The organism is Chryseobacterium tructae (assembly GCF_030409875.1).
Taxonomy (GTDB): Bacteria; Bacteroidota; Bacteroidia; order Flavobacteriales; family Weeksellaceae; genus Chryseobacterium; species Chryseobacterium tructae.
In genome coordinates this window covers 2,224,931-2,245,746 of sequence record NZ_JAUFQR010000001.1, presented here as the reverse complement: position 1 = coordinate 2,245,746, position 20,816 = coordinate 2,224,931, and the positions used below count along the sequence as shown (strand labels likewise).

The window sequence follows — 20,816 nt, the reverse complement described above, 5'->3', positions numbered from 1 at the left end:
TGTTATATTAATCTTTTTTCTCTTTATTAGCTTTTACAACTTTATTCAGAGAGAGTTTTAAATCGTTTACTTCTTTTCTGGTCAAATAAGAAATCTGATATTTCAGAATGGTAGACCCATTATTCTTACTTGATACTGTAATGTATAATCTCTTGATGAAAAAAATACTGACTACATCATATTTTATCAGCTTATATTTTGGAAATTCATCGTGGAGAGCTTTGCTTAAAAAAGGAATGATATTCCTGTTCTTAAAATGCAATGCTTCCCCATCGCTATCATATTCAAAGATCTGTCTTCCATTAAAATGAAATATGAAAAGCAATAATAGGGGAACTACAATCATCAGGTAGCTTTCGTTCCCTAATGCATGAAATCTGTACTTATTGACTACAAATCCTACTATTCCAAATACTGCGATCATCAGCAGCAATGTGTGTATAAAGTTATAAAATGATGCTTTACTACGGTTACTTAATCTCATTGTGATTCTTATATGGTGTTCTTCAGTTATTAGCTGCTTACTTCATCAAGAATGTGTTTCTTATCAATATCAGAGTCATCTTCCACTACCAAGTTCTCAAGAATGAAAGTTTGTCTATCTGGTGTATTTTTACCCATATAAAATTCCAATAACTGATCTATAGTTTGATCTTTCCCTATTACCACGGGTTCTAAACGGATGTCTTTACCAATGAAATGCTTAAATTCATCCGGAGAGATCTCTCCCAATCCTTTGAATCGGGTAATTTCAGGATTCTTTCCAAGGTCATTTAATGCTTTTACTCTTTCCGCTTCTGAATAACAATATCTGGTTTCTTTTTTATTTCTAACCCTAAATAATGGGGTCTGAAGGATATAAAGGTGATTATTTTTAATCAGATCCGGGAAGAATTGCAGGAAGAATGTGATCATCAACAAGCGGATGTGCATTCCATCGACATCGGCATCGGTTGCAATGATAACCTGGTTATATCTTAGGTCTTCTAAACTTTCTTCAATATTTAAAGCTGCCTGAAGAAGGTTGAACTCCTCATTCTCATACACCACTTTTTTCGTAAGACCATAGCAATTCAAAGGTTTTCCTTTTAATGAGAATACCGCCTGGGTTTCTACATCTCTTGATTTGGTGATGGATCCTGATGCGGAATCTCCCTCGGTAATAAAGATCTGTGTATCTCCTTTTCTTTCAGCTTTCTGATCGTTATAATGTTGTCTGCAGTCACGCAGTTTTTTATTATGAAGAGATACTTTTTTAGCTCTTTCTCTTGCCAGTTTCTGGATTCCGGAAAGTTCTTTTCTCTCTCTCTCAGAGATCAGAATCTTTCGCTGGATTGCTTCTGCTATTTCAGGGTTCTTGTGTAAGAAATTATCTAATTTGCTTTTCAGAAAATCAATAATGAAAGTTCTTACGGTAGGACCGTTTGGCCCCATATCATTGGAACCTAGTTTAGTTTTAGTCTGAGATTCAAAAACCGGCTCTTCCACATTGATGGAAATTGCTGCAATAATTGATTTTCTGATATCAGAAGCGTCAAAATTCTTATTAAAAAACTCACGAATTGTTTTCACATATGCCTCACGGAAAGCATTAAGGTGAGTACCACCTTGTGTTGTATTCTGTCCGTTAACAAATGAAAAATAAGTTTCTGTCTGTGATTTATCAGAATGGGTAATGGCCACTTCAATATCCTCATCTTTTAAGTGAACGATCGGATAAAGAATATCACTTTCCAGCTCTTCTTCCAAAAGGTCTTTCAACCCATTTTCAGAAAAATAGGTTTCCCCATTGAATAATATTTTCAGTCCCGGATTCAGATACGCATAGTTTCGGAGCATTCTTTCGATATACTCTTTTCTGTATTTGAAGTGCAGGAAGATTTCTCCATCGGGAATAAATGAAATTTCAGTTCCGTTTCTGTCTGAGGTCTCTTTTTCATCAAAGTTTTCTTTGATCATACCGCGGGAAAACTCCGCTACCTTCATTTTTCCATCACGGAAAGAACGTACTCTGAAATACTCTGAAAGGGCATTTACAGCTTTGGTACCCACCCCATTCAGTCCGACAGATTTCTTGAACGCCTTACTATCGTATTTACCTCCGGTATTCATTTTGGAAACGGCATCTACGACTTTCCCCAGCGGAATTCCACGACCAAAGTCACGGATCGTAACCTTGCCGTCATCCAGCTTTATTTCAATTCTTTTACCGGATCTCATCCTAAACTCATCAATAGAGTTGTCCAGGATTTCTTTAAGTAAAATGTAAATACCATCATCGGCAGAAGAACCGTCACCGAGCTTCCCGATGTACATGCCGGGGCGCAAACGGATATGTTCCTGCCAATCGAGGGTTCTGATATTATCTTCGGAGTAGGTTGGATTTATTTCTTGTGACATATATGATTTCAGCAAACATACAAAAGTACGAAATTGTCCAAAATTATCCGAATTTTCGTCTTCATTTTTTTATCAACATTCTTCCTGAAATCCGGATTTGCATTACAAAAAAGTAGACTTAAGTAGATGAAAAATAAAGGATAAATGTCTATCGCCCAACATTTACCCTTCAATATTATGATGGAGTACTTTCCAGTTGGACTATGATATTTTTAAGCATAGCAGGAACAATGAGCTGATGAAAAGGACGCACAGGCAAAAAGTATAGGACTCCCAGCCAATTATGGAATTTCACAGTAGTGGAAATTGTTAAAGCATTTTCATCCTGCCCACCTTGGTTTTTATCAAATAAAAGAGAAATTCTGAAGTCCAGATGCTTATCATCTTCCCCAAGAATAATTTCATTATTGGTTTTATTAAAAACTTTAAAAAGCCCTATTCGCTCTCCCACTTCACAGGTAAAACTGTCGGATTCTGTAACAGGATCAACCTTTTCACCAGTTTTTAACCCGAATAACCTTACCACTTTATTTCTGAAAGCAAACATTTTCTTCCCCCATTTTGGGCTGCTTGTAAAAAAAGCTTTTCCGATTTGTGTAATATCGAAATTCTGCCCGTTACCTACCAGACCACCCTCAAAACTATCTACATAATCAAACTTTTCTTTTCCTTGAGACAAAATGGATCTTGCCGGAAACTCTATCCTCTTAATTTTCATGATCATTGGCTTTAAACTATTTTTAGCATAACAAATGTAAGCATCACCCGACATATTTAAAAGCAAAAAGTATTATTATTTAAACAATTGTTTATTTTTTTACTACTGAAAATACTAAGGGGATTTGTTAGAAAACATGAAGACGCAAGTTTTCTTTAGATTTAATCGATGGTAAGACGCTGGGATTTTATCTCTCGTAGATTATACAGATTTCGTAAATGATTGCTAAAAAATGGGCTGCTTCTTCTGGATAATATAAAAACCTATTAGAAAATATATTTCTTGCCGAGAATCTTTGATTCTTTTGCGCCTTAAAATAAAGCCACCAAAATAATTCCTTGTACCTCTGTATTTTCCAACATACAAACTATTTTAATGAGTTATTTAAATAATTCATTAAATTCGGTATCAACAAAATCTGTTTTTTATGATACAACTTCCTTTATCAAAGCTTTCCAATGTGGGAACTACTATTTTCAGCCAAATGACACAGCTTGCCAATGAAAATGAAGCCATTAATCTTTCTCAGGGGTTTCCGGATTTCATGCCGGATTCTGAGTTATTAAACTACGTAGATCACTTTGTAAAAAAAGGATTCAATCAATATGCACCATTAGGCGGAATGATTGGTTTAAAGGAAGAAATCGCAAGAAAAATTGAGAACAGCCACCAAACTACCTATCATCCGGATTCAGAAATAACCGTTACGGCGGGTGGAACTCAGGCTATTTTTACAGCAATTGCCGCTTTTATCAAGAAAGAGGATGAAGTTATTATTTTTGAACCGGCTTACGACTGCTACGAACCTACCGTTGAACTTTTTGGTGGCATTGTAAAGCGGTTCGAAATGAAGGCACCCGATTATGAAATTGATTGGAATGTTGTAAAGAATCTGATCAGTGAGAAAACCAAAATGATTATCCTTAATAATCCGAATAATCCATCAGGAAAGATATTAAAAGAGCAAGATATTCAAGAGCTTATTCAATTGGTAAAGGATACTTCTATTCTTATTTTAAGTGATGAAGTATATGAAAACATTGTATTTGACGGAAAACAGCATTTAAGTATTTGTAAATATCCCGAACTAAAGGAAAGATGTCTTCTTGTAGCCTCATTTGGAAAGCTTTTCCATGTTACAGGCTGGAAAGTAGGGTATTGTGCTGCACCTAAAGCTTTAACTGATGAGTTCCGAAAGGTACACCAATTCAATGTTTTCTGTGTAAACACTCCTATTCAGCTTGCTTTAGCGGAATACATGAAAAACGATGAGCATTATATTCACCTTAATCAGTTCTTTCAGGAGAAAAGAGATTTTTTAAGAAAAGGACTTTCCGGAACATCCTTTGAACTTCTGGATTGTGAAGGCACCTATTTCCAGGCCGTAAAATATTCCAAAATTTCGGATAAAAATGATTTTGATTTTGCCAGTGAACTTACGATTACTCATAAAGTGGCCAGTGTTCCTTTTTCTTCATTTTATAAAAACAAACTGAATGAAAATGTGATTCGCTTATGCTTTGCCAAGAAACAGGAAACATTGGAGCGCGCTCTAGAAAATCTTTCAAAACTATAATTAATTGCTTTGTAGTTTGAAGAAGTATTTCAACCACCATTAGACAACTCATTCATTTTTAACCATAAACAATACAATAATAATTTATATTTTTTCCTCAATAAGTGATTTACTATTGAAACTTTTCATATATTCGTAATAACTAACTCATTAAAAATCAGAATCATGAAAAGAGAATCATTATTTAAAGCTAAAAAATTAAGTAAAAAAGAGCTGCGTACTATCAACGGAGGTCTTTTAATGTGTCTTGATCCCTCATTAAGATGCAGACAATATCATCCTAAGTGTGCAGAAGATCAATGTAAGCCAAACATGCCACAGGAGCCTTGGAATTAAATCAACAACCAAATATCACTGTTATGAAAAAACAAACTTCTTTACAAGCAAAGAAACTCAGTAAAAAAGAATTAAAAACAATTGCCGGAGGTATGCTTAATTGTATGCAACCGGGAAATCCGTGTGAAGGTCCAAACTGTGATCCGCCCATTGTTTCTGATGATCCGAGAGCCTATTGTACTATCATCTCTCCACGTTGTGGCCAAATAGTTTGCAGACCATAAATCCAACCTTCATTAAAAGATAATACCATGAAAAATCTAAACTTAAACAAAGGAAAAAAATTAGCAAAGTCTGAATTAAAAGCAATCCACGGGGGATTAGGTAGCTACCCATGTGCTCCTAGCGGTTACTGTAAATATTATGGACCCGGATGCAGAGAAAAAAAATGTCAATTACCGGAGCCCCTGGAACCAATAGACCCGGATGGTCCTATTGTACTTCCTGAACCGATAGGCTTATAATAATAAAAAGAACCAACCTGATACAGTTGGTTCTTTTGTTTTTTTGATAAAAATATTTCTCTTGATTATTTTATAGAAACATTCCCCCTGAAGCTTCAATTCTTTGTCCATTAATCCATCCGGCATCTTCTGTACATAGAAAAGCAACAACGCCACCAATATCATCAGGAAGCCCTACTCTGCCTAGAGCTGTAGACCCGGCTACCATATCATTGATCTCTTTATTATCCCTTACTCTTCCACCTCCAAAATCGGTTTCAATAGCACCAGGAGCGATTACATTAGCTTTTATTTTTCTTGCTCCCAATTCCTTGGCCATGTATTTGGTAAGCATTTCTACCCCAGCCTTTATTGATCCGTAAACGGAAGACCCCGGTGTTGCAAATCTTGCCAATCCTGATGAAATATTAATAATCCCACCACCATCATTGATAAAAGGCAATAGTTTTTGAGTGAGGAAAAATACTCCTTTAAAATGAATATCTACCATATCATCCATCTGCTCTTCTGTCACTTCAGTAATGGGTGAATATAATGCTGTTCCGGCATTATTAATAAGATAATCGATATGTGGATTTCCAGTGGCTTCCTCTAAATGTTCTGTTACATTTTTCACAAACCCGTCAAAGCTTTTACGGTCTTTGGTATCCAATTGAAACGCCACTGCATTTTGGCCTAAAGTTTTTATTTCGTTAACAACTTGATCAGCTTCTTCTTTATTGCTTCTATAAGTAATGATAACATCAAGTCCTTTTTGAGCGATTTTGAGAGCTGAATTTTTTCCTAAACCTCTACTCCCTCCCGTTACCAATGCAATTTTTGTCTTTGCTTCCATATTTTTTGTTATTTTAATACTACAAAGTTGGCCTATTTACAATAGAAAACATTTACCTGAATCAATCCAAAATTTGCAAAATTCAAATCATGAGCGAAATTCTAAAGGAGTAAATGCTGTTTTTCTTTTGAAAAAGTTTGAAAAATGAGCTATTTCTTCAAAGCCCAATGCATAGGATATTTCTGAAACAGTCCATTGCGTTTGCCTTAAAAGGATCTTTGCTTCCTGAGCAATACGGTCACTGATAAATTCTGTGGTAGTTTTTCCCGTATTTTCTTTTAATCTTTTGTTGAGATAATTAACGTGTACCGATAGCCTTTCTGCAAAATCGTTCGCTGTTTTCAGTTGCAGTCTCTGTTCCCTGGATTCAATAGGAAACTGTCTTTCGAGTAACTCTATAAATAAAGATACAACTCTCATGGAGGCATCTTTTGTCATTGAGATTTTTGTTGCAGGCTGTAGCTTTTGTCCATAGTGAATCAATTCCGATACATAATTCCTGATCAGATCATATTTAAATATATAATCTGAATCAATTTCCTTTTTAATTTTCTTAAAAAGAAATTCTATTTCATCTGCCTGTTCATCCTCAATTTCGAATATAGGAATAGCACCTGGCTGAAAAATAGGCAGGCTTTCCAAATTGTTGTATGATGCATCTTTAATAAAAAAGTCTTCTGTAAAGACGCAAAAACTTCCGGACTGATTGGTATCTTCAGGCACCCAATGATAAGGAACCTTGGGAGTAGCAAACAAAAGTGCATTTTTTTCTATTGAAATCGTTTTATCTGCGTATTCTGCTCTGTTCTTTCCTCTGATAAGGCTGATCTTATAATACTTTCGTCGATTATAAGGCATTTCAGAGGTGGTTTTTACCCTTTCAAGAGTTTGTGCGATATCAAACACATTAAAGTGTCCAAGGTCTTTATGAAGACCTTTAGGAAAAATATCTTCCAGGTTCTTGCCTAGCTTGGCAGTCATTTCTCTATAAAAATCTTCCAATGAAGCGTGGACTATTTTTTCCATCCCTAATTATTTGTAAAATTCAAAGATACAAAGTTGATTTTTAATCAGCATAAAATACTTATATCATTTTTTTCTACACCAAGTGATATACATATTATTATTTTCACTACTTTAGTATTTACTAACTCACTAAAAATCAAACCAATGAAAAATCAAATCCTATCCAGCGGCAAAAAACTAAACAAAAAAGAACTAAAATCTATTACAGGAGGGATGTACAACTGTATGGTTCCTGAACCTTGTGAGCCATATCCCGGAACATGTGAATCTCATGCAGATGCTAACGGATGTACAATGATTCATCCTCGCTGTGGGCAAAAAATTTGCAGACCTTAGCAATCATCTACCTCCCATACGAATCCAGCAGCTCTCGCCGTGCGACTGATTCTGCGTTCTGTGTCCAGGAAGAAAAAACATTCTTATTAAACTTTACTATAAAAAATCAATACTATGAAAAATGCAAAAAAATTAAACAAAAGAGAATTAAAGACCATTAAAGGTGGATTACTTAATTGTATACAACCAGTATTGTGCCCGGTTCAGCCATGTGAACCTTCATCTGATCCTTATGGCTGTACTATTATTTCACCATCTTGTGCTCAAAAAGAATGCAGACCAGGACCAATTCCGATAGAATAATCATCAATCTCAAAATATAGTGCTATGAAAAACGCAAAAAACCTAAACAAGAAAGAGCTAAAATCCATTAAAGGTGGATTACAAATGTGTCTTGATCCTGAAACGAGACGCTGCATCGATACCGGAATAAGATGTGCTGAAAGAGAGTGCAGATATGTCCTTGAGCCTCCCTTTGATTAATAAGATGATCCATTTTTGAAATAAAAAATCATGGAAAAATAAAATGTAATCAACGGAAAAAGACTGAACAAAAAAGAATTGAAATCAATCATTGGCGGGCTATTGAGATGCCTTGATCCAGCAACAGGCTTATGTACAACTGTTGGTCTAAGCTGCTTCGAAAGAAAGTGTAGAACCATACTGGATCCGCCACTAGACTAAACACATATACCTTATATGTTATTTTTATAATTTGAGCACTTTCATTCATTTGAAAGTGCTTTTTTAGAAAACAGACAAAGTATATTCAGAAGAAAAAAGACTTAGTAATCCTGACTTACTTGCCATTTTCCTTGTTTGTATTCTAAAGAATATAATAAATCCTGCCTCTTTTGCTTCTGTGTAGATAAAGAAAATGTTTCCGGATTCTTCTTATCCTGAAATAACTTGCTGAAATAGGTAACTTTTAGATTCGCCGTTCTCATATAAGCTGTCTGCTTATTCTTGTCTTCCGGTATAAATAAAACCCTGAAGCTTGGACTCATCTGATGCAAATAATCACAATCTCCCTTAAAGAAACTAAAGGTATACTTCAAGTATTCTTTTCCATATTCCGACATCGTAGAAGGCCCTTCAAATATCATTGCATGATTATAGAACTCACTCCATTTATTGTTTTCAGATGTATACATAGGATTCATATCATCAGAATCATTGATCCCGTCTCCATCTGTATCTTTATTATACGGATTCAGACCAAAGCTTTTCTCAAAAATATCATTATATCCATCCTGATCCGAATCCTGTTCAATATCTTTAAGCTTGATTCTAAATAACTTCCCATCTTCAAGAGCTGAAAAACCTTTTTTAATACGAGACTTTTCAGATTCAATGCGATTCCCCAAGCTCCCTTCTGCCTGAACATATTCTCCATCAATAACAGGCCTCTGCTGAATTCTATTAAAATAATATTGATCTCTGCTCATTCCTAAAAAGTAAGCAGAGCGTTTACCATTTTCAATCTTCAACAACCAATATCCCAAAGAGTTTTCGGCAAGAGTATAAAAAGTATTTCCAATCTGCTGTGTGGCGACGTATAAGCTAAAATCTCCGAACTTTTCGTTAAAAAGATCACCATCTTTTATCAATTTTACCCTACGTTCTACATATTCGGGATTAAGATCATTATATTCTGTACTGTCTTTCTTAAAGTCTCTATAATTGGGAAGGCTTTCCATTTGAAGATAGCTGGGTTTATCCTTAAGAATCTGTTGTACAGTAAATTTTAATTGGGAGTCTTCATCCTTATTGTAAAGCTGAGGGCTTTTATCTGTAAAGCAATTATCTTTTACAGGCTTCGAGCACGAAAAAAGGAAAACAGGAATTGCAAAATATAAGATGTTCATAGTTACGGGCATTCATTAAAAAATGCTGCCAAATTTACATAAAAATGCTTTTGCAAGCTCTCTTTCATTATTATATATCTTACTCAATTCTTTATTTTTCATGAATAAAATTTCACAATCTTTTAAATAATATATCCACCCACCACTTTAAGTACCCATTTCCCATTTTCATAATCTGCAGCATAATCATTTTTAAAATAGCTTCCTACTTTATATATATAAAAACGGGCTGGATTCTTCTCATTCTTTTGTATTGGAGAGATCATTTCTTCGATAATATCAGACACCTTGGTATAATAAGTCTGCTCTTTTTTATCCTCAGGTACAAATAATACTTTCTGTACTGGATTAATCTGATGGAAATAGTCACAATCGCTTCTATACACCTGAAATTCATAGTTCTTTTTTTCAGAGTCTATGGAAGCATTAGGCAACAATGATTCATAAAGAAGGGTAAATTTATCCTTTGATGATTTAAACATAGGATTCATATCCTCAAAATCATTGATTCCGTCCCTGTCTGTATCTTCCTGATGGGGATTTAGCCCAAAACTATTCTCAAATATATCATTATAGCCATCATTATCAGAATCCCGCATCAGATCTGTTAATTTAATTGTAAACAATTTGCCATCTTCAATTACTGAATAATCCTTATTCTTATCACTCTCATTAGATTGTACAGGACTCACAAGGCTTCCTTTAATCTGGAGATAGTCACCCTGAACAAATAGGTCCTGCTGAGTTTTATTAAAATAATACTGGTTAGGACTTAATCCGAAAAAATAAGCAGAGGGTTTATTATTTTCAACTTTTAACAACCAGTATCCAAGCTTGTTAACTCCTACTCCATATAAGATATTTCCAACTTGTTGTTTAGCAAAACATACAAATTGATTAGAAAATTTTTCATCAAATAGTATAAAGTTATTTTCTCTTGTCTCGCCTTCTTTTCCGGAATCCATTGCTTGTAAAAGATATTCTGTTCTGTCTGTTTTAAAATCCCGATATGCTGTAAGATTGATAATTTCAAGGTATTTGGGTTTTTCTGAAAGAATTTGTTTTAGGGTATAAGACTGAGGATCTTCATTCAGTATCACAATATCTTCAGTATTCATCTTTTCAACGAAACACTTATCTTCAATAGATTTTGAACATGAAAAAAAGAAAACTGGGATGACAAAATAAGAGGCCTTCATGGATATAATTTTACTCATCAATGCAAAAAACGCTCCCAAATACATGGAAACGCTTTTTTATAAACTAACTTTAATATTTTTTCTTTTTATACGTTGAATCTAAAGTGCATGATGTCACCATCCTGAACTATATATTCTTTACCTTCTACAGAAAGTTTTCCGGCTTCTTTCACTTTTACTTCTGAACCGTAAGTCATATAATCATTATACTTGATTACTTCTGCACGGATAAATCCTTTTTCAAAGTCTGTGTGGATTACTCCAGCAGCCTGAGGAGCCGTCCATCCTTGTCCGATAGTCCAAGCTCGTACTTCTTTTACTCCGGCAGTGAAATACGTCTGAAGTTTTAAAAGATCGTAAGCTTTTCTGATCAAACGGTTTACTCCTGGCTCTGTAAGACCTAGTTCATCAAGGAAAATTTCTCTTTCTTCAAAAGTTTCTAGCTCGTTGATGTCAGCTTCAATCTGAGCAGCAAGTACAACAACTTCCGCTCCTTCATTTTTAGCCATTTCTTCGATCTTAGCAATCCAATCGTTTCCGTTTTTGATAGAATTTTCATCTACGTTACAAACGTAAAGCACCGGCTTATTTGTTAAAAGCTGAACTTCATTAATGATAGAAGCTGTCACATCATTAACTGCAAATTCTCTTGCATTTTTCCCATCTTCAAGGAATTTTTGCAAATTCTGAAGTGTTTCGTACACCAGAATATCTTCTTTCTTACCAGATTTGATGAATTTTTTAGCTTTTTCAACTGCTTTTCCTACTGTTTCAAGGTCTTTCAATTGAAGTTCAATATCAATAATTTCTTTATCTCTTAACGGATCTACCGAACCTTCTACGTGAATGATATTTCCATTATCAAAACATCTTAAAACGTGGATGATCGCCTCACATTCACGGATATTTGCTAAGAACTGGTTCCCCAATCCTTCTCCTTTACTGGCACCTTTTACAAGACCTGCAATATCAACGATTTCAACTACAGCGGGTAAAACTCTCTCAGGCTTTACGATTTTCTCCAATTCAAATAATCTCTGATCCGGTACAGAAACTGTTCCCAGGTTTGGTTCAATCGTACAGAAAGGATAGTTTGCTGATTGAGCTTTTGCGTTGCTCAGGCAGTTAAAAAGAGTTGATTTACCTACATTCGGTAAGCCTACGATTCCACATTTCATATTGTAAAATTCAAAGTTTAAGGTTTAAAGTTGGAAGTTCAAAGTGTAAGGTTCAATATTTTCCCCTTATTGTTGATTCCTGAACTTTCAGCGTGCAAAGATAGTGAATTTTAAGGGAGTTTCATAATAAAAAAAATCTGTCAGCGTTCTGACAGATTTTCAAGCAGTTTTTGCTTCACCAATGACTTTATGGATTATTTCCTGTAGCATTCTGAGCTAATGGTACGTCATTCGGTGCTTCCTGTAAAGTTTTATCTAAAGTAAATAAAGACTCATCTGTGGCTCTGTCACCACCTGCAATTTTTAATTTATCGATCAGGTTTTGAGCTAATGTTTCTTCTTCGATTTGTTCCTGTACAAACCATTGCATAAAATTCCATGTGGCCCAGTCTTTTTCAGCCATGGAAAGATCTACAATTTTGTAGATAGCAGTTGTATTGTCAACTTCATGTTTGAAAACGCCTTCGAAGCAAGCTGTAAGTGTTTTAGGATCGGCTGGAGGTGCCGGGATGGCAGTTACCTTGGGTTTTCCCCCTCTATTTAAAATGTACTCCATGAATTTGATGGAATGGTTTCTTTCTTCCTGCGCATGACGGTAAAGAAAATTAGCAATTCCCTGATAGCCTTTGTCATCGGCCCAAATTCCATACGATAGAAAAATGTGTGATGCATGAATTTCCTTGTTCATCTGATCGCTAAGTGCTTTTTCCACATTGGCGGAAAGTCGGTTAGTATTCATAATGTTATATTTTGGTGATTATGAGAGTATTCATGCAAAAATGATTCCGCGAAGGTTTTTGTTTTACACAAAAATGGAACATTTAGTTTACAAAATATTGGCTTTCAATGCTTTAAAGCGATAATTTATAGTTATTCTAAAATAAAACAGCATGATTTACATTTGATTTTTTATTTCATGATGTCTTTAGATTCTTACAGAATGATAAAGTGAATGGAAATTTGGTTTTCATTTCCTACGACCTCTTATCATACAAAAAAGGGCTCAACTTGAAGCTGAACCCTTTTTATTATGTATATAAACTTTAACAATATTGAATCCAATATCATCCTCAGTATCTTCTTATTTGACTTTTTTCGCCATGTAGTCACTTTCGTTTCCTAATCTGTCGATAGCTTTGATCGCTACTCCACTTAATTTTTTTCCATTTTTAAATTTAGGAATATCTTTGAAAAGCGTATCTAATGGTACGATTTCCGTTTGCCATACTCCGTCATACTGACAGAAAAGTACCCACTGAAAAACTTCTGAAGCATTTTTTGTACTCCATCTTGTCTGGGCAAAACTTCCATTATCTGAAATGAATAAAGTTGGCGTCTGCAATGGAGTTGTTTTGATCCATGGAGATTTAGGAATTAATGCCTTCTCGCTGTATGGCCCATTTTTCAGAGCCGGAAGCATTCCCGGATTTTTGGTAAGACCAGCAATACTCCAGTGAATTTCTCCTGCATCATTTTTCAGAATTTTTCTGGAAATTTCAATCTGATTTTTGATTTCTGTTGGACGGTCGTATGTCTTGATCTCCACTGTATTTAAACCTGGCCATAAGTGACGCTTCATTGTATTTTCTGATTCCCACCAGTTTAATAATGCTTCAAAACCTTGACCTTTAGAATCAATGGGCCAATATAATTGTGGGGAGAAATAATCTACCCAACCTCTGTTTAACCATAATTTGGCATCTGCATACAGCTCGTCAAACTGAGAAGAACCTACAATTCCTGCAGGATATCCTGGTTTCCAGATTCCGAATGGACTGATTCCAAATCTTACATTATTTTTTTCTGCATGAATTTCTTTATAGATACGTTCTACAAATTTATTCACATTATCTCTTCTCCAATCTGCTCTGGATAAATTTCCGCCACTGTTTACGTAAGCATTCCATGTTGCATGATCCGGAAAATCAGCTCCTTTGTTGTACGTAGCGTATGGGTAGAAATAATCATCAAAGTGAATCGCATCAATATCATATCTTTTTACGATATCTTTTACGACATTGGATACATGATCCTGTGTTTTAGGATTTGCCGGATCAAACCAGTACATTCCATTTTTCAATCTTACTACAATGTCAGACATTCTGTTGGCCATTGACATCTTGTTCACATTCCCGCCATTGGTATGATGAGCACGGTAAGGATTTAACCAAACATGCAATTCCAATCCTCTTTTGTGAGCTTCTTCGATCCAAAATAATAAGGGATCATAGTTGGGATAGGGAGCTGCTCCTGTTTCTCCGGTCAAAAAGTAAGACCAAGGTTCGATATTACTTGTATATAAAGCATCCGCGGAAGGTCTGATCTGGAAAATAGCTGCATTGAAATTATTTTCTTTCAGCATATCCAGCATACTGATTGCTTCTGCTTTCTGTTGTTCGACGGTAAGATTGTTTTTTGAAGGCCAGTTGATATTGGCAACACTGGCGATCCAAGCGCCACGAAACTCTCTTTTGATCTCCGGAAGATTGGTTCTGAAAGTTTCTTCTGTAGAAGTTCCTGTTGTAGGTTTGGTAACGACTACAGGAGGTTTTGGTTGTGTGGTAGTATTATTGGTATTAGGTTTTGTTGTATTTTTAACAGGCGGAGTCTTTGTTACACTGTTCTGAACTGAACATGAGGTACTGTAAGACGCTAGAACTCCTAATAAAACGATAAGTTTTAGTTTACTCATTTTCATAGCCGCAAAACTACTTTAAATTAAATTTTAATATTTTGGATATTGTTGTGAAAAAATAAACATTTTTTCCTATTCTTTAGAAAAAAAGCCTCGAAAAATTCGAGGCTTTTCTATATGATATTGATTGTAAATCGAAATGATTACGATTTCGCTGATCTTTCAACTCTTTTTCTTTCTTCTTCTGAAAGAAGTTTTTTACGCATTCTGATAAAGTTTGGAGTTACCTCGATAGCTTCATCAGCTTGGATATATTCCATACATTCTTCAAGAGAGAATAAGATTTTTGGTGCAACACCTGTATCTTTATCTTTTCCAGAAGCTCTCATGTTATTCAATTGTTTTGCTTCAACGATGTTTACGACCAAGTCACCTGGCTTATTTTGCTCACCAATAACCATCCCAGCATAGATCTCCTCACCCGGATCAACATAGAACTTACCTCTATCTTGTAATTTAGCGATAGAATATTCTGTAGCAGGACCTTGAGTTTTGCTGATCAATACACCATTACTTCTTCCAGGAATAGCTCCTTTGAAAGGTTTGTATTCTGTGAAACGGTGTGCCATAATAGCTTCACCTGCAGTAGCTGTTAACATTTGAGAACGCAATCCGATCAAACCTCTTGAAGGAATTTCGAATTCCATGTGCTGCATCTCTCCTTTAGTTTCCATAATGTGAAGATCCCCTTTTCTCTGAGTTGCTAAGTCGATTACTCTTGAAGCAAATTCTTCAGGAACGTCAACAACTAAAGATTCATAAGGCTCACATTTTTCACCATCAATTTCTCTTAAGATAACCTGTGGCTGACCAATTGTCATTTCATATCCTTCTCTTCTCATTGTTTCGATCAAAACTGACAAGTGAAGAATACCTCTACCGAATACCAAGAAAGTGTTGGCATCATCAGTCTGTTGAACTCTTAATGCTAAGTTTTTCTCTAATTCTTTATATAATCTTTCTTTCAGGTGATTAGAGGTAACATATTTACCGTCTTTACCGAAGAAAGGTGAATTGTTAATTGAGAACGTCATGTTCAACGTAGGCTCATCAATTGCTGTTCTTTCCAACGGCTCAGGGTTTTCAAGATCTACGAAAGAATCTCCAATCTGGAAAGCATCAAAACCTACTACAGCACAGATATCTCCTGCTTGTACTTCAGTTACTTTTTTCTTCCCTAAACCTTCGAAAACGTATAATTCTTTTACTTTTCCTTTTACCACTTTTCCATCTGCCTGAGCAAGACCGATCCATTGAGATTCTTTAAGTTCTCCTCTTGTTACTTTTCCGATGGCAATTCTTCCTAAGAAAGAAGAGAAATCTAATGAAGTAATCTGCATCTGAAGGTTTCCTTCAGTTACTTTAGGCTCAGGAACATACTGTAAGATACCATCTAATAATGGCATAATATCTTCAGTTTGTTCTAATGAAGTGTTGAACCAACCTTGTTTTGAAGATCCATAGAACGTAGGGAAATCCAACTGTTCTTCTGTAGCTTCAAGGTTGAAGAATAAGTCAAATACTTTATCATGAACTTCATCAGGACGACAGTTTGGCTTATCTACTTTATTGATAACCACTAATGGTCTCAATCCTAATTCTAACGCTTTCTGAAGTACGAATCTTGTCTGCGGCATTGGCCCTTCGAACGCATCCACTAACAAAATAACCCCATCAGCCATTTTTAATACTCTTTCTACTTCTCCACCGAAATCCGCGTGACCAGGAGTATCAATTACGTTAATTTTAGTGTCTTTATAAGTAACAGAAATATTCTTGGATAAAATCGTGATCCCTCTTTCTCTTTCAAGATCATTGTTATCCATAATTAATTCTCCACTCTCCTGATTTTCTCTGAAAATATTGGTAGCGTGAATGATTTTGTCAACCAAAGTCGTCTTACCGTGGTCAACGTGTGCGATAATCGCAATATTTCTAATGTTTTGCATATAGGATTTTTACGGGTGCAAAAATAGTGATTTTAAATGAATTAATTAAAATCTTTATGTAATATTTAACAATTTCATAATGAGAAAATTAGATAATTTCTTTTTATAATCATTAAAAAACATACAGTATCAGAGGTTGAGTTATTTCATTGTTTTCTCTTTCATTCCAATAAGTTTCTGGCGGTAAATTGATTCAATTATTCAGGAAATCTTATTCATATGTTCTAAATGAGTGTCTCTTATTATAAAATTGGGATTCAGGAATAAAGAAAGTGATTTTGCCTTCTTGAGTCGGCTGATACATGTAGGAAAACATTTTTTTATCACTTAAATAAATTATCTATATCAATGTCTTATCAATCGATACAACAATACAACATCAATCAAAACCACAATGAAAAATTTTACTAAAAAAGATTTTTTGGACACTTTATGATGAAAGATGATCATTCCTGAAGCTGCACCAATAACTCCGATCAACGAAAGCCCTAAAAGAACATTCTCTGAAATCCGCCATTGATGTCTTTTGGCCTGCAGTTTATCAAATCCAAAACCCCAAATGTAATAAGGTTTGCAATCAACAGAAATGGAATCATTTTTAAAATCAATTTGCTGCAAAAATAAAGCTTAATTTATATAACCAAGGAATATCCAAGCTTTAATATCCGTGTTAATACAATATTTATGACAGGATCAGGATAAGATTTTTTAAATTTGCCACCCATAAAAATACATTCATGACAGTTTATGATTTAGCAGGAACCTATTCCATTAAAGGAAGTAACCAGGAAAAGTCTGACCAGTTTTCTTATCGCGGCACCTTAGTTTTATCCGTTGATGAAAATGCTCGAATCATTGCGCAATGGGTTATTGGAAATCATATACAAAATGGAACAGGATTTATAAAGACCAGATCTTAGTGCTTAACTTTCATTATGAGGGTGATGATCATAAAATCTATAAAGGAGTTGCTGTTTATCGCTGCATAAGCTCGGATATCCTGGATGGTTTCTGGTCTGAAAAACATGGCAATCCTCTGTATCTGGGAAGTGAATATTGTGTGCGCATTCAGAATTCATGGGAGCTCAATTGATAAACTTTTCTTAAGGATTATTATATAAAAGAGCCTGGAATTTAGAAATTCCAGGCTCTATATTTTATTAATTTGAGCTATAACGCTTGCCCTACATGTTTTCCTTCTTTAAATTCTTCTACCATTTTGGCATTAAATGCTGGCAAATCTTTTGGAGTTCTGCTGGTCACCAAACCATTATCAACAACAACCTCCTGATCTTCCCAATAAGCTCCTGCATTGATTAAATCTTTACTAATCGATTTTACAGAAGTCATATTTCTTCCGTTAACAACTTTTGCATTGATTAAGATCTGTGGCCCGTGACAAATTGCCGCAACAGGCTTATTTTGAATAAAAAAGTCCCGAACAAATGCCAAAGCCTGCCCGTTTGTTCTTAATTGATCAGGATTTATCACCCCGCCAGGTAAAACCAAAGCATCATAGTCAGAAGCATTTACCTCATCCAGTGTTTTATCGACATGATAATCTTTTCCCCAATTTTTCTCTGCCCATGATTTGATGGTTCCTTTTTCAGGGCTTACAACATGTGTTGTCCATCCCTGTTGTTCTAAATATTCTTTCGGTGATTGAAGTTCACTTTCTTCGAAACCATGGGTCGCCAGGATTGCAATTTTTTTGGACATGATATTATGATTTTAGGTGTTATCTTTAATGGAGTGAAAAAATGATGCCGTTGGGCTGTTATCAATTTCTAAAAAAGGTTAAAGGTTGTCTATCAAATTAAAAGTGATTTCTTCATCATCCAAAAAAATCATTGATGTATTGTCACAAAAAAGAGCTGCCTTAGTTAAGGCATCTCTCTATGTATAACAAGTGTATGTACTTATTTTTTTGCTTTTACATCAATAGCAATTTCGATGTCTTTGCTAATCATCCATTCAGCAGGATCAGTTTCAGTAGTTCCGAATTTGATTCCCCAGTCTGTTCTGTTTACGGTAAATTTAGCCTGAATAGCAGCTGTATTATCTACTACATCTACTTTAGCAGGGAAAGTAACGTTCATTGTCTTACCCATTAATGTAAGGTTTCCGCTTACTGTTTTGTTAGCACCTGCTACTGCATCTTTCGGGGCTTCTTTAAGATCAGCTACGCTTGTAATTTTGAAGTCTGAAGTAGGATTTTTCTCTACATCAAAGAAATCAGGATTCTTAAGGTGAGCCTCAAGGTCTACAGGTTTTTTATCTTTTTCAGTTACTGAAGCAGGATCTACTTTAATAGAAGTCATATCAATATTGAAGTTTCCAGCTACTACTTGCCCACCTTCAATGTTTAGATCTCCAGATTTTACATTAAGAGTTCCCCAACGAGGAGCAAAACCTCCTTTGTGGAAAGCTTTCCAGTTAACTACAGAAGCTGCAGCATCTACTGCTAATGCTTCTCCTTTACCTTCAGCAACTGCTTGCTCAGTAGCCACTGCTGTATCTGTTTTTTCTTTACTATTACATGATGCTGCCAGTAACCCTACTGCTACTAATGCAATTACACTAATTTTTTTCATATTATTGAACTGTTTAAAAAAGTTTATTGTTTTCGGATACAAAAATAGAAAAACCATATGGGTCTTCTCTTATCATACATCAAGAAATGTAAGTTTTACTATCCGTGTTAGGGATTGTAACCGGAAAAGAAATAAATGAGATGGGGAAATCTATTGTATTATAGTACTATTTCCTTTTGAAATTTATTATCTTCGTGATTAGTCACAGCCGAATTTTTCTTCAAAAAGCTTTAAGTAAGGTTGTGAATTGCTTTCATAAATCACTAACTTTGTGATTAACCACAACTAAGTGTAATTTATATCAAAAGTCTTTTAAGTTGTGAATTGCTTTCATAAATCACTAACTTTGTGATTAACCACAACTTGTGATGTTTAAACTCTAGCTCAGACGAGGTTGTGAATTGCTTTCATAAATCACTAACTTTGTGATTAACCACAACTGTTTCCACAATTCTCCAGCAGTCCATTTGGTTGTGAATTGCTTTCATAAATCACTAACTTTGTGATTAACCACAACTATGAATTTGCAATCAAGAAAGGTGGGTTAGTTGTGAATTGCTTTCATAAATCACTAACTTTGTGATTAACCACAACTATGAATTTGCAATCAAGAAAGGTGGGTTAGTTGTGAATTGCTTTCATAAATCACTAACTTTGTGATTAACCACAACCGCCTACAGCCAGAGAAAAATATGGATCATGTTGTGAATTGCTTTCATAAATCACTAACTTTGTGATTAACCACAACTAAAATTTTTCACTCTTGCCCAAGTGTTCAGTTGTGAATTGCTTTCATAAATCACTAACTTTGTGATTAACCACAACTTTAATTGATTATCACCTACAGATAGAATAGTTGTGAATTGCTTTCATAAATCACTAACTTTGTGATTAACCACAACTTGCCTCAATCTTATACTTAACATTTTCTTGTTGTGAATTGCTTTCATAAATCACTAACTTTGTGATTAACCACAACTTCATTTCAGCTGTTGAAAAAGTCAAGGGAGTTGTGAATTGCTTTCATAAATCACTAACTTTGTGATTAACCACAACTTGGATAATATTACCTTTTAATTAAGTTATGTTGTGAATTGCTTTCATAAATCACTAACTTTGTGATTAACCACAACCAGCAGTGAGTGAAAAAGAAAAATTGACTAGTTGTGAATTGCTTTCATAAATCACTAACTTTGTGATTAACCACAACCAGCAGTGAGTGAAAAAGAAAAATTGACTAGTTGTGAATTGCTTTCATAAATCACTAACTTTGTGATTAACCACAACAGAGTGAATCTTATAGCAAATCAGCACCAGGTTGTGAATTGCTTTCATAAATCACTAACTTTGTGATTAACCACAACTATTACTTCAATAAGGCTGTATCACAGGATGTTGTGAATTGCTTTCATAAATCACTAACTTTGTGATTAACCACAACTTGTATCTGTAACACATGTTTACGGAGACAGTTGTGAATTGCTTTCATAAATCACTAACTTTGTGATTAACCACAACCCAACCCTTTTGGATAACCCACAAAAAGAGGTTGTGAATTGCTTTCATAAATCACTAACTTTGTGATTAACCACAACCTTAATAGAGGTTGGGGGCTTACTTGCAGTGTTGTGAATTGCTTTCA

At 34.9% G+C, this 20,816-nt stretch carries 23 protein-coding genes and 1 CRISPR repeat array (1 of these 24 cut by a window edge); of the genes, 9 read left to right on the top strand and 14 right to left on the bottom strand.

Features of this window, described 5'->3' with window-relative positions:
* Window positions 1-7: 7 nt before the first annotated feature.
* From QWZ06_RS11095 to QWZ06_RS11085, 3 genes are all read right to left on the bottom strand, one after another.
* Window positions 8-424, bottom strand: coding sequence for a hypothetical protein (locus tag QWZ06_RS11095; protein ID WP_290298044.1), 417 nt, complete (start codon window positions 422-424; stop codon window positions 8-10).
* 89 nt (window positions 425-513) lie between these two features.
* Complete coding sequence (locus tag QWZ06_RS11090; protein WP_290298041.1) at window positions 514-2,400, bottom strand: DNA topoisomerase IV subunit B; 1,887 nt, start codon at window positions 2,398-2,400, stop codon at window positions 514-516.
* Window positions 2,401-2,575: 175 nt separating this feature from the next.
* Complete coding sequence (locus tag QWZ06_RS11085) at window positions 2,576-3,118, bottom strand: DUF2867 domain-containing protein (protein ID WP_290298040.1); 543 nt, start codon at window positions 3,116-3,118, stop codon at window positions 2,576-2,578.
* Between the two features lie 427 nt (window positions 3,119-3,545).
* On the opposite strand from QWZ06_RS11085, the gene QWZ06_RS11080 reads away from it, so the two are divergent.
* The 4 genes from QWZ06_RS11080 (at window position 3,546) to QWZ06_RS11065 (ending at window position 5,494) form a co-directional block, all read left to right on the top strand.
* On the top strand, window positions 3,546-4,694 hold the full coding sequence (locus tag QWZ06_RS11080) for a methionine aminotransferase (protein WP_290298038.1): 1,149 nt from the start codon (window positions 3,546-3,548) through the stop codon (window positions 4,692-4,694).
* Window positions 4,695-4,859: 165 nt separating this feature from the next.
* Window positions 4,860-5,030: a bacteriocin gene (locus QWZ06_RS11075; RefSeq protein WP_290298037.1), complete on the top strand. Its 171-nt coding sequence runs from the start codon at window positions 4,860-4,862 to the stop codon at window positions 5,028-5,030.
* A gap of 23 nt (window positions 5,031-5,053) precedes the next feature.
* Window positions 5,054-5,254 carry a bacteriocin gene (locus QWZ06_RS11070; protein WP_290298035.1) on the top strand — a complete coding sequence of 67 codons (201 nt, stop codon included), beginning with the start codon at window positions 5,054-5,056 and terminating at the stop codon, window positions 5,252-5,254.
* 27 nt (window positions 5,255-5,281) lie between these two features.
* Complete coding sequence (locus QWZ06_RS11065; protein WP_290298034.1) at window positions 5,282-5,494, top strand: hypothetical protein; 213 nt, start codon at window positions 5,282-5,284, stop codon at window positions 5,492-5,494.
* 70 nt (window positions 5,495-5,564) lie between these two features.
* Here the strand turns inward: QWZ06_RS11065 and QWZ06_RS11060 are convergent, their stop codons facing one another.
* On the bottom strand, window positions 5,565-6,329 hold the full coding sequence (locus tag QWZ06_RS11060; RefSeq protein WP_290298032.1) for an SDR family NAD(P)-dependent oxidoreductase: 765 nt from the start codon (window positions 6,327-6,329) through the stop codon (window positions 5,565-5,567).
* 87 nt (window positions 6,330-6,416) lie between these two features.
* Window positions 6,417-7,355: a helix-turn-helix domain-containing protein gene (locus QWZ06_RS11055; RefSeq protein WP_290298030.1), complete on the bottom strand. Its 939-nt coding sequence runs from the start codon at window positions 7,353-7,355 to the stop codon at window positions 6,417-6,419.
* 144 nt (window positions 7,356-7,499) lie between these two features.
* Here QWZ06_RS11055 and QWZ06_RS11050 point away from each other — a divergent pair, with 144 nt between their 5' ends.
* From QWZ06_RS11050 to QWZ06_RS11040, 3 genes are all read left to right on the top strand, one after another.
* Complete coding sequence (locus QWZ06_RS11050) at window positions 7,500-7,691, top strand: bacteriocin (RefSeq protein ID WP_290298029.1); 192 nt, start codon at window positions 7,500-7,502, stop codon at window positions 7,689-7,691.
* Window positions 7,692-7,805: 114 nt separating this feature from the next.
* Complete coding sequence (locus tag QWZ06_RS11045) at window positions 7,806-7,994, top strand: hypothetical protein (protein ID WP_290298028.1); 189 nt, start codon at window positions 7,806-7,808, stop codon at window positions 7,992-7,994.
* Window positions 7,995-8,222: 228 nt separating this feature from the next.
* Window positions 8,223-8,375 carry a bacteriocin gene (locus QWZ06_RS11040; protein WP_290301343.1) on the top strand — a complete coding sequence of 51 codons (153 nt, stop codon included), beginning with the start codon at window positions 8,223-8,225 and terminating at the stop codon, window positions 8,373-8,375.
* Window positions 8,376-8,476: 101 nt separating this feature from the next.
* Here the strand turns inward: QWZ06_RS11040 and QWZ06_RS11035 are convergent, their stop codons facing one another.
* From QWZ06_RS11035 to QWZ06_RS11005, 7 genes are all read right to left on the bottom strand, one after another.
* The gene (locus QWZ06_RS11035; protein WP_290298026.1) at window positions 8,477-9,559 is read right to left on the bottom strand and encodes a hypothetical protein; all 1,083 of its coding nucleotides are present in this window, start codon (window positions 9,557-9,559) and stop codon (window positions 8,477-8,479) included.
* A gap of 122 nt (window positions 9,560-9,681) precedes the next feature.
* Complete coding sequence (locus tag QWZ06_RS11030; protein WP_290298024.1) at window positions 9,682-10,677, bottom strand: hypothetical protein; 996 nt, start codon at window positions 10,675-10,677, stop codon at window positions 9,682-9,684.
* A gap of 167 nt (window positions 10,678-10,844) precedes the next feature.
* On the bottom strand, window positions 10,845-11,936 hold the full coding sequence (gene ychF / locus QWZ06_RS11025; RefSeq protein ID WP_290298023.1) for a redox-regulated ATPase YchF: 1,092 nt from the start codon (window positions 11,934-11,936) through the stop codon (window positions 10,845-10,847).
* Window positions 11,937-12,123: 187 nt separating this feature from the next.
* On the bottom strand, window positions 12,124-12,675 hold the full coding sequence (locus QWZ06_RS11020; protein ID WP_290298022.1) for a ferritin: 552 nt from the start codon (window positions 12,673-12,675) through the stop codon (window positions 12,124-12,126).
* 342 nt (window positions 12,676-13,017) lie between these two features.
* Window positions 13,018-14,634 carry a glycoside hydrolase family 10-like protein gene (locus QWZ06_RS11015; RefSeq protein WP_290298021.1) on the bottom strand — a complete coding sequence of 539 codons (1,617 nt, stop codon included), beginning with the start codon at window positions 14,632-14,634 and terminating at the stop codon, window positions 13,018-13,020.
* Window positions 14,635-14,774: 140 nt separating this feature from the next.
* Window positions 14,775-16,580, bottom strand: coding sequence for a translational GTPase TypA (typA, locus tag QWZ06_RS11010; protein WP_290298020.1), 1,806 nt, complete (start codon window positions 16,578-16,580; stop codon window positions 14,775-14,777).
* Between the two features lie 345 nt (window positions 16,581-16,925).
* Complete coding sequence (locus QWZ06_RS11005) at window positions 16,926-17,198, bottom strand: DUF1294 domain-containing protein (protein WP_290298018.1); 273 nt, start codon at window positions 17,196-17,198, stop codon at window positions 16,926-16,928.
* A 119-nt stretch (window positions 17,199-17,317) separates the two neighbouring features.
* Between QWZ06_RS11005 and QWZ06_RS27845 the strand changes: the two genes are divergently transcribed.
* Window positions 17,318-17,500 (top strand): hypothetical protein, encoded by a 183-nt coding sequence (locus QWZ06_RS27845; protein ID WP_353959959.1) that lies wholly within the window; start codon window positions 17,318-17,320, stop codon window positions 17,498-17,500.
* Window positions 17,500-17,673: a hypothetical protein gene (locus QWZ06_RS27840; protein ID WP_353959958.1), complete on the top strand. Its 174-nt coding sequence runs from the start codon at window positions 17,500-17,502 to the stop codon at window positions 17,671-17,673. Before QWZ06_RS27845 ends, QWZ06_RS27840 begins: the two co-directional genes overlap by 1 nt.
* A gap of 77 nt (window positions 17,674-17,750) precedes the next feature.
* Here the strand turns inward: QWZ06_RS27840 and QWZ06_RS10995 are convergent, their stop codons facing one another.
* Complete coding sequence (locus tag QWZ06_RS10995) at window positions 17,751-18,299, bottom strand: type 1 glutamine amidotransferase domain-containing protein (RefSeq protein WP_290298017.1); 549 nt, start codon at window positions 18,297-18,299, stop codon at window positions 17,751-17,753.
* 200 nt (window positions 18,300-18,499) lie between these two features.
* Window positions 18,500-19,174 (bottom strand): YceI family protein, encoded by a 675-nt coding sequence (locus tag QWZ06_RS10990; protein ID WP_290298016.1) that lies wholly within the window; start codon window positions 19,172-19,174, stop codon window positions 18,500-18,502.
* A 239-nt stretch (window positions 19,175-19,413) separates the two neighbouring features.
* A CRISPR array of direct repeats spans window positions 19,414-20,816; the repeat unit is 47 nt; unit sequence GTTGTGAATTGCTTTCATAAATCACTAACTTTGTGATTAACCACAAC (it continues 261 nt past the right edge of the window).

What these genes read in the sequence shown, in the direction of transcription:
- QWZ06_RS11095 (WP_290298044.1), bottom strand. Translation starts at nt 424, where the DNA reads ATGATCGCAGTATTTGGAATAGTAGGATTTGTAGTCAATAAGTACAGA.
- QWZ06_RS11090 (WP_290298041.1), bottom strand. Translation starts at nt 2,400, where the DNA reads ATGTCACAAGAAATAAATCCAACCTACTCCGAAGATAATATCAGAACC.
- QWZ06_RS11085 (WP_290298040.1), bottom strand. Translation starts at nt 3,118, where the DNA reads ATGAAAATTAAGAGGATAGAGTTTCCGGCAAGATCCATTTTGTCTCAA.
- QWZ06_RS11080 (WP_290298038.1), top strand. Translation starts at nt 3,546, where the DNA reads ATGATACAACTTCCTTTATCAAAGCTTTCCAATGTGGGAACTACTATT.
- QWZ06_RS11075 (WP_290298037.1), top strand. Translation starts at nt 4,860, where the DNA reads ATGAAAAGAGAATCATTATTTAAAGCTAAAAAATTAAGTAAAAAAGAG.
- QWZ06_RS11070 (WP_290298035.1), top strand. Translation starts at nt 5,054, where the DNA reads ATGAAAAAACAAACTTCTTTACAAGCAAAGAAACTCAGTAAAAAAGAA.
- QWZ06_RS11065 (WP_290298034.1), top strand. Translation starts at nt 5,282, where the DNA reads ATGAAAAATCTAAACTTAAACAAAGGAAAAAAATTAGCAAAGTCTGAA.
- QWZ06_RS11060 (WP_290298032.1), bottom strand. Translation starts at nt 6,329, where the DNA reads ATGGAAGCAAAGACAAAAATTGCATTGGTAACGGGAGGGAGTAGAGGT.
- QWZ06_RS11055 (WP_290298030.1), bottom strand. Translation starts at nt 7,355, where the DNA reads ATGGAAAAAATAGTCCACGCTTCATTGGAAGATTTTTATAGAGAAATG.
- QWZ06_RS11050 (WP_290298029.1), top strand. Translation starts at nt 7,500, where the DNA reads ATGAAAAATCAAATCCTATCCAGCGGCAAAAAACTAAACAAAAAAGAA.
- QWZ06_RS11045 (WP_290298028.1), top strand. Translation starts at nt 7,806, where the DNA reads ATGAAAAATGCAAAAAAATTAAACAAAAGAGAATTAAAGACCATTAAA.
- QWZ06_RS11035 (WP_290298026.1), bottom strand. Translation starts at nt 9,559, where the DNA reads ATGAACATCTTATATTTTGCAATTCCTGTTTTCCTTTTTTCGTGCTCG.
- QWZ06_RS11030 (WP_290298024.1), bottom strand. Translation starts at nt 10,677, where the DNA reads ATGAATACTGAAGATATTGTGATACTGAATGAAGATCCTCAGTCTTAT.
- ychF (WP_290298023.1), bottom strand. Translation starts at nt 11,936, where the DNA reads ATGAAATGTGGAATCGTAGGCTTACCGAATGTAGGTAAATCAACTCTT.
- QWZ06_RS11020 (WP_290298022.1), bottom strand. Translation starts at nt 12,675, where the DNA reads ATGAATACTAACCGACTTTCCGCCAATGTGGAAAAAGCACTTAGCGAT.
- QWZ06_RS11015 (WP_290298021.1), bottom strand. Translation starts at nt 14,634, where the DNA reads ATGAAAATGAGTAAACTAAAACTTATCGTTTTATTAGGAGTTCTAGCG.
- typA (WP_290298020.1), bottom strand. Translation starts at nt 16,580, where the DNA reads ATGCAAAACATTAGAAATATTGCGATTATCGCACACGTTGACCACGGT.
- QWZ06_RS27845 (WP_353959959.1), top strand. Translation starts at nt 17,318, where the DNA reads ATGACAGTTTATGATTTAGCAGGAACCTATTCCATTAAAGGAAGTAAC.
- QWZ06_RS10995 (WP_290298017.1), bottom strand. Translation starts at nt 18,299, where the DNA reads ATGTCCAAAAAAATTGCAATCCTGGCGACCCATGGTTTCGAAGAAAGT.
- QWZ06_RS10990 (WP_290298016.1), bottom strand. Translation starts at nt 19,174, where the DNA reads ATGAAAAAAATTAGTGTAATTGCATTAGTAGCAGTAGGGTTACTGGCA.